Below are 7,817 nucleotides of genomic sequence, written 5' to 3' on the forward strand. Positions count from 1 at the left end.
GGAAGTTCCTCCTTACCGCCCGATTTCTTTTTCGTGTGGCAATACTGTATCCGCGTAAATTTCCGTCGGATATTCACCTGTGAAGCACGCAAGACATTGTCCGCAATCTTTCATTTCAGACGGTCTGCCGATCGCATTCAGCATCCCTTCCGCCGAAAGGAACGTCAGTGAATCCGCGCCGATCAATTCCCGCACTTCGTCCACCGAACGCCCCGTCGCAATCAATTCGGAATCCGTGCTTATGTCGACGCCATAGAAGCAAGGGCTGACGAGCGGAGGCGCCGCAATGACAACGTGCACTTCTTTCGCGCCTGCATCCCTCAGCATTTTGACGATACGTCTCGAAGTCGTCCCGCGGACAATCGAATCATCCACCATGACGACCCGCTTCCCTTCGATGACTTGATGCACCGGGGAAAGCTTCATCTTCACGCCTCTTTCGCGCATCGCCTGCGTCGGTTGGATGAATGTCCTGCCGACATACCTGTTCTTAATCAACCCAAGTTCGTACGGAATGCCGCTTTCCTCGGAAAATCCGATGGCCGCAGAAATACTTGAATCCGGAACGCCCGTCACGACATCCGCCTCGATTTTGACTTCCCTTGCAAGCTGTTTGCCGCACCGTTTCCGCGCCATATGGATATTGATTCCGTCAATATCCGAATCCGGCCTTGAAAAATAGACGTATTCCATCGAGCAGATTGCCCGGTCAGCAGCTTCCGCGAATCGATCGGAATGCAAGCCTTTGTCATTGATGACGATCAACTCGCCCGGTTCAACCGAACGGATCGTTTCCGCGCCGATCAAGTCGAACGCGCATGTTTCAGAAGCGACAACCCATGCATCTCCTAATTTCCCTAGAGACAATGGCCGCAAACCGTTCGGATCCTGGGCGACGAGCAAACCATCCTCCGTCAATACGACGAATGCGAACGCCCCTTTCAACATCGACAGCGCCTTTTTCACTCGGTCCCGCTGCGTCAAAGAACCACTGCCGCTCCGTTTAATCAAATGGGCAAGCACTTCCGTATCGGAAGTTGTTTGAAAGATGCTTCCTTGCTTTTCAAGACTCTCCTTCAAATCCTTCGCGTTAATTAAATTGCCGTTATGCGCAATCGCCAAACTGCCTGTCATGGAACGGAAGACGAGCGGCTGCACGTTTTCAGCGCCCCGCCCCTCCTCCGTCGTGTAACGGACTTGGCCAATTGCCGAACGTCCCGTCAAGCTTTTCAGCGCGTCACCGGAGAACACATCATTTACAAGGCCTTCCCCTTTTACGACATGAAACCCTTTGCCATTTTTCGTTACGATACCTGCACCTTCCTGCCCGCGGTGCTGCAGCGCGTGTAAGCCGTAATAGCTTAGCTGCGCCGCTTCTTCATGGCCCCAAATGCCGAACACGCCGCATTCTTCGTTCAGGCCTCTGAGTTCAGCAAGCATGGAATTGCCCCTTTCCAATCGGAACGGAATTCTTCCACCGTCCCGTCAATCAACACCGCATCGTTATCGCCAGTAATTACGATTTTATTTTGATCGGTAACTGTACCGACTTTCACTGCATCCGTTACGATCGCTTCAAACGCTGTCGCAAGTTCTTCTTTTACCGTCACGAGGAAGCGGGATTGCGTCTCACTGAATAAAGCCGTCACCGCAGAACCTGTAACAGTCACTTCTGCACCAAGGCCTTCCGCGTCAAATGCCTTCTCGCAAAGTGCAATTGCGAAACCGCCTTCCGACAAATCAGTAGCGGACTGGACAAGTCTGCTTTGGATCGCTTTCAACAACGCTTGTTGACGGGTTGCTTCCACTTCCAAATCGATAGCAGGCGCTTTCCCAAAAATCTTGCCATGGATCATTTGTTGAAGCTCGCTTCCACCGAATTCCGTTGCCGCTTCGCCAATCAAGTAAATCGCGTCGCCCGCTTGTTTGAATGAAGTCGTCGTCACTTGCGACAGATCATGCACGAGGCCAACCAAGCCCATCGTCGGTGTCGGGTAGACTGGAACTCCGTTCACTTCATTCGACATCGATACGTTTCCGCCGATGATCGGTGCATTCAACGTTCGGCACGCCGCTGCAATGCCATCAGCCGATTTTTCAATCTGCCAGAACACTTCCGGCTTGTCCGGACTTCCGAAGTTCAGGCAATCCGTTGCCGCAATTGGTTCCGCACCTGAACAGATCAGGTTGCGAGCCGCTTCCGCAACTGCAATCTTCCCGCCCGTTTCCGGATCGAGGTAAATATACCGGGAGTTGCAATCCGCTGTCATTGCAAGGCCTTTATTCGTGCCGCGTACGCGGATCACTCCTGCTGAAGAGCCTGGCGCTACGACTGTATTCGTGCGTGCCTGCGAATCGAATTGGCTGTACACCCACTCTTTCGACGCGATTGTCGGACGTTGCAATAACGCTGATAATGTCTCCTTCAAATCTTCGACAGCCGGCTCTTCATTTTCCATCGCCTGGAATTCACTGAAATAAGCAGGCTCTTCCGATTTTTTATAGTAGACTGGCGCGTCTTCCGCTAGAATATCTGCATTAATTTCCGCGACAATCTCACCTTTATGTGTAAGTCGAAGCATTTTGTCATCCGTCACTTTCCCGATCGACACTGCTTCCAGACCATATTTCTTGCACAAGTCAATGATTTCCTGCTCACGGCCTTGCTTCACGACGACGAGCATCCGCTCTTGAGACTCGGAAAGCATCATTTCATAGGCGGTCATGCCTTCTTCGCGCTGTGGAACGAGGTCTAAGTTCAATTCAACGCCATAGCCCGCTTTCGAAGCCATTTCCGCTGATGATGAAGTGAGTCCTGCCGCACCCATGTCCTGGATTCCGATCAAAGCATCCGATTTAACCAACTCCAGGCAAGCTTCCATGAGCAGCTTCTCAAGATACGGGTCACCCGCCTGCATGACCGGCAGCTCTTCCTCTTTATCGACTGCGACTTCAGCAGATGACATCGTCGCTCCATGAATGCCGTCACGGCCAGTCTTCGCACCGACATACAGCACCGTATTATCGACACCCGATGCAATGCCTTTCTGGATATCTTCATGATTCAACAAACCGACAGCCATCGCATTGACGAGAGGACGCTTCGAATAGCAATTATCGAACTGGACTTCGCCTGCAACCGTCGGAATCCCGATCGTATTCCCGTAGCTCGCAATCCCTGCAACCGCCTGTTCGAATAAATAACGGTCGCGCTCATCCGTCAAATCACCGAAACGCATTGAGTTCACAAGCGCCACTGGACGGGCTCCCATTGAGAAGACATCACGGATGATGCCCCCCGCTCCTGTAGCTGCACCGATGAATGGCTCGATAGCGGATGGAGAGTTGTGAGATTCCATTTTGAAGACAGCCGCCTGGTTATCGCCGATATCGACGATACCCGCACCTTCCCCAGGACCTTGCAAGACGCGCGCGCCTTCTGTCGGGAATTTGCGCAATACCGGCTTCGAGCTTTTATAAGAACAATGCTCCGACCACATCGCCGAGAACAATCCTGTTTCCGTATAATTCGGAAGACGTCCGATCATTTCGACTGCACGATCGAACTCCTCATCGGTCATACCCATTTGACGATACAATTTTTCATCTTTGATTTGCTGAGCTGTAGGTTCATGCATGGTTGACATTCTTCTCACTCCAGTTCTTCAGAATTGATCGGAATAAAGGCAAACCGTCCGTCCCGCCGATGATTTCCTCGACTGCACGTTCAGGCAGCGGCATCATGCCGAGTACATTCCCTTGTTCATTCAATACGCCCGCGATTTTCTCTACACTGCCGTCAGGATTGCCGTCTTCATATGTGAAAACGATGCGGTTCTGCTCTTTCAATTGTGTTGCAGTGTCCGCATCGACGTAATAATTGCCGTATTCATGGGCGAAAGGAAGTGTGATCTGCTGTCCTTGCTCATAAATGCTTGTAAATGTCGATTCAGTATTTTGAACAGCCAGCTTTGCGTTTCCGCTTCTGAACTTCAATCCTTTATTCCGCAAGAAAGCACCTGGAAGGATTCCTGCCTCGACAAGAATCTGGAATCCGTTCCCTACGCCAAGCACCGGCTTGCCAGAATCCGCGAATGCCTTCAGACTGTCAATCGATTTAGAGCTTTGGGCAAGTGCGCCCGGACGTAAATAATCACCGTAGGAAGCTCCTGTAGGAATGACGACAGCATCGAAATTGTTTAGGTCTGCATCCTGATGGCTGACGATTTCCGCGCCGACGCCTACGATATCCAAGAGGGCGTGATACATGTCTACATCACAGCTGGAACCTGGGAAACTTAGAACTGCGAACCTCATTTGCCCGCGACCTCCCCGATTTCAAAGCTGTAGTCCTCGATCACTTTATTGACAAGCAGCTTATCGCACATTTCTTTGACACGCGTCTCGATTTCACTGTCCGTCCCTGCAAGCTCAAGCTCGATCAGTCTGCCGATGCGGACGCTTTCGACTTCATTGAACCCCAATGTCTGGAGTGCCTCCTGAGCTGCAATTCCTTGTGGATCAACAACACTTTCGCGTAATGTTACGTAAACGTTCACTTTTGTCATGTCAATTTCCTCCCGAATGGATTAAGTTTGTCATCGATTTAATGTGTATGTTTTTTAAGCCCAAATGCCTGTCGAATCGATTTCTTCCAGCGTCTTCTCTAAACAATCGGTCATGATGGTCACATGGCCCATCTTCCGTTTCTCTTTCGCCTCGGCCTTCCCATATAGATGGATTGACCAATCAGGATGATTCATGACCACTTTCTTCAAAGGTACGACATGCTCCCCGAGCACATTCACCATGACGGACGGCGCCCAGAGCCTTGGCTTGCGCAATGGCCAGCCGCACACAGCACGGATATGCTGATGGAACTGGGAGACATTACATGCCTCAATCGAGTAATGGCCTGAATTATGAGGACGCGGTGCGAGCTCATTGATGACAATTTCATCGTTCTCAAGCACGAACATTTCCACTGCCAACGTTCCGACAAGTTCCAAGTGATCCGCGATTTTCCTAGCCGCTTTCTCCGCCTTGGCGAGGACTGCCTCCGCAACCCTTGCAGGAACGATCGACTGATGCAAAATATGATGCTTATGGATATTTTCCGCGATCGGCAGGCAATACGATTCCCCTTCAGGATTCCGTTGGATAATGACGGATATTTCCGTCTTGAAAGGGACGAACGCTTCCGCGATGCAAGCTGAATGGGCGAAGAGAGGTTCCGCTAGTTCAAGATCGTTAGCCGACTCAAGCTTCACTTGCCCTTTCCCGTCATAACCGCCGTACGCAGTTTTCACGATGCATGGAAATCCAACCTGATCGATTTTCGCTATTAACTCAGTAAATGAATCAGCAGCGACATAATTGGCGACCGGCGCACCGGAAGCCCGTATTTCCGCTTTTTCCGCTATCCGATTTTGCGTGATTCTTACAAGTTCGGCTCCTTGAGGAACATACGCGATTTGGCTGAGTCGCTCGAGACCCTCGAAATCGATATTCTCAAATTCGTATGTAATGACATCACTCACTTCGCCAAGCTCCTCAAGCGCTGCTTCATCGTCATACGGAGCGACGATACGGATATCTGCAATCTGGCCGCATGGTGAATCCATATTTGGATCAAGCACGGCAATCTTGAATCCAGCTTCCTTTGCAGCAAGGCCCATCATGCGGCCAAGCTGTCCGCCGCCGATGATTCCAATTGTCTGTCCCGGCAAAATCGTCTTCATAGCAACTCACCACTGCTTTCTAATGACGCATTCCGCATTTGTGTTCGACGTTCTTCAAGGCGGCTGCGTAGCTTCGAATCGTGGACGGCTAAAAACTGGGCAGCGAGCAATCCCGCATTCGTAGCACCTGCTTTACCGATCGATACGGTAGCGACCGGAACGCCTCCTGGCATCTGAACGATGGATAGCAATGAATCCATTCCATTCAACGCCTTGGACTGGACTGGAACACCAATGACGGGCAATAATGTCTTCGCTGCCACCATTCCGGGAAGATGTGCGGCACCGCCTGCACCGGCGACAATCACTTCAATCCCCCGGTCCTGTGCCTGCTCTGCATATTCAAACATGAAGTCCGGAGTACGATGCGCTGATACTACCTTCTTTTCATAATCAACACCTAACTCGTCCAGTATGTCGCAAGCATGCTTCATCGTTTCCCAATCACTTTTACTCCCCATGATCACGCCGACTTTCGGTCCCATAGACAATCCGCTCCTTTAGTAGACTGATGAAGAATTTCACTTCGTTAATTTTCCATTAAAAAATCCTTGAATAAGCTGCCTTCCAAATGCATGGAAAGCAGTTCATTCAAGGATATTCACAATGCTCAAGATGAACGTATCCATAAGATATGGCACACCCTTCGCTGAATCCTAGAAATCGCTTTCCACATAGTCCGGACATTTACGGCGTCCTGGTAGAAACGCTGAAGCCGATCCTTCAGCATATATGTGGGTTATCGAACTACACTCAGTGTACCAACTGAATTCGAATACGTCAATAAAAAATACGAACAATAGCCATCCCAGAATGACCATCGTTCGTATAATAGACATTTTACTCATCTAAAATCCCTTTAAACTTAATGACTTGCCGGATCGGGACGTACTCGCCATCCTTCTCCATAAAAACAGGCTCCTCCATCCTGCCCGCCACGCGATAGCCTTCCGCAGCCAACCGCTGCAAACAATCATCAATTGTCTCGCCTTCTCCGACTTCAAACCATACTGTTTTCTTTTTCGTACTCATTTAAATAAGTTTCCTCTCCTTACAGACTTCACCCAGAATCCCCCATGGATCGTCCTTGCTTCATATGCAATAATGAACGCCTTCGGATCAATCTGTTTTATCGTCTCATACAACTTCAATTCATCTTTCCGGGGCGTCAAAATCTGCATCGCCGAACGACTTCCTTCCAATCCGTGCGCAGACCAATCCGTCACCCCATATCCTTTCTCCCGCAACAGCCTCGGCATCTCATAATCAATGCCAGCCGTAATGACATTCACCGTTATATACCCAAGCGCCATCTTCTCCTCAATCTTCGTCCCGACTATGACACCACTGCCGTACCCTAGTGCATACGCAATTATATTCTGTATTTCATTCAGATTATCCAATACCAATCCAAGACCTACAATATAAATGACAATCTCGATCATGCTCACGAAGGCAGCAGAATATCGATAGCCCTTCAAAGTAAGAATCATCCTGATGGTAAAGAAGGATACATACACGATGTTTATAAGAAATATGATTAGTACCATTTTCATTCTTTAGCAAACCTCCCAAGACTATATAGGTTGAAATAAACTGACTGCAGCTACCAACTGTTGATTTCCGTTGCAGGCGGACGCTTTCCGCGGGCATGGCTTGAGCCAATCGAACACCATAGTGTTCGATTGGCCGTATTTTTGCGTTCTGTGCAAAAATTAAGGCATCATACCACATCCTGCTCGCAACGCTTCGCTTGTGCTCGCAAAAGCCGTTCTTCGTGACGGCTTTCGCTGGAGTCGCCGCCTTCCACTCCAATCAACTAGATAGTTCAACTGACTTGATTATTTCACTTGATGTAGATTGACTACCATCGTATCGTGCAAAGCAATTGATTACAAGGAATTGCGGCTATCGGATAGTAGGTAATTTAGAGGATTTACGCGTTTTTTGATTGAGTCCATATAATTGTGTAAATAGGAAAAGGCCTTTTCCATCCCCTGTGATAAAATGTTTTCAACCACGATAAACATTTGGAGGAATGGAAAATGGCCCAACTTAATTTTAACCTAGATATGG

At 49.4% G+C, this 7,817-nt stretch carries 8 protein-coding genes and 1 riboswitch; all 8 genes read right to left on the minus strand.

Annotation, left to right across the window (positions count from 1 at the left end):
* Positions 1 to 12: 12 nt before the first annotated feature.
* A complete protein-coding gene (purF, locus tag M3191_RS13035) occupies positions 13 to 1,440 on the minus strand; it encodes an amidophosphoribosyltransferase (RefSeq protein WP_251700811.1) in 1,428 nt (475 codons plus the stop codon).
* Positions 1,416 to 3,647, minus strand: a complete 2,232-nt coding sequence (gene purL / locus M3191_RS13040; RefSeq protein WP_251700812.1) for a phosphoribosylformylglycinamidine synthase subunit PurL — start codon at positions 3,645 to 3,647, stop codon at positions 1,416 to 1,418. The genes purF and purL overlap by 25 nt, the downstream gene beginning before the upstream one ends.
* Complete coding sequence (purQ, locus tag M3191_RS13045) at positions 3,631 to 4,317, minus strand: phosphoribosylformylglycinamidine synthase subunit PurQ (protein ID WP_251700813.1); 687 nt, start codon at positions 4,315 to 4,317, stop codon at positions 3,631 to 3,633. The genes purL and purQ overlap by 17 nt, the downstream gene beginning before the upstream one ends.
* Entirely contained in the window at positions 4,314 to 4,568 is a 255-nt protein-coding gene (gene purS, locus M3191_RS13050) for a phosphoribosylformylglycinamidine synthase subunit PurS (protein ID WP_251696637.1), read from the minus strand. Before purS ends, purQ begins: the two co-directional genes overlap by 4 nt.
* A 54-nt stretch (positions 4,569 to 4,622) precedes the next feature.
* The gene (gene purK, locus M3191_RS13055; protein WP_251700814.1) at positions 4,623 to 5,741 is read right to left on the minus strand and encodes a 5-(carboxyamino)imidazole ribonucleotide synthase; all 1,119 of its coding nucleotides are present in this window, start codon (positions 5,739 to 5,741) and stop codon (positions 4,623 to 4,625) included.
* Positions 5,738 to 6,226, minus strand: a complete 489-nt coding sequence (gene purE / locus M3191_RS13060) for a 5-(carboxyamino)imidazole ribonucleotide mutase (protein WP_251700815.1) — start codon at positions 6,224 to 6,226, stop codon at positions 5,738 to 5,740. The genes purK and purE overlap by 4 nt, the downstream gene beginning before the upstream one ends.
* 170 nt (positions 6,227 to 6,396) lie before the next feature.
* A riboswitch (purine riboswitch) is annotated at positions 6,397 to 6,497 on the minus strand.
* An 84-nt stretch (positions 6,498 to 6,581) separates the two neighbouring features.
* Positions 6,582 to 6,773 (minus strand): NETI motif-containing protein, encoded by a 192-nt coding sequence (locus M3191_RS13065; RefSeq protein ID WP_251700816.1) that lies wholly within the window; start codon positions 6,771 to 6,773, stop codon positions 6,582 to 6,584.
* Positions 6,770 to 7,297 carry a DUF2179 domain-containing protein gene (locus M3191_RS13070; protein ID WP_251696645.1) on the minus strand — a complete coding sequence of 176 codons (528 nt, stop codon included), beginning with the start codon at positions 7,295 to 7,297 and terminating at the stop codon, positions 6,770 to 6,772. Before M3191_RS13070 ends, M3191_RS13065 begins: the two co-directional genes overlap by 4 nt.
* Between the last annotated feature and the right edge of the window lie 520 nt (positions 7,298 to 7,817).

Source organism: Sporosarcina luteola, from assembly GCF_023715535.1.
Classification (GTDB): Bacteria; Bacillota; Bacilli; order Bacillales_A; family Planococcaceae; genus Sporosarcina; species Sporosarcina luteola_B.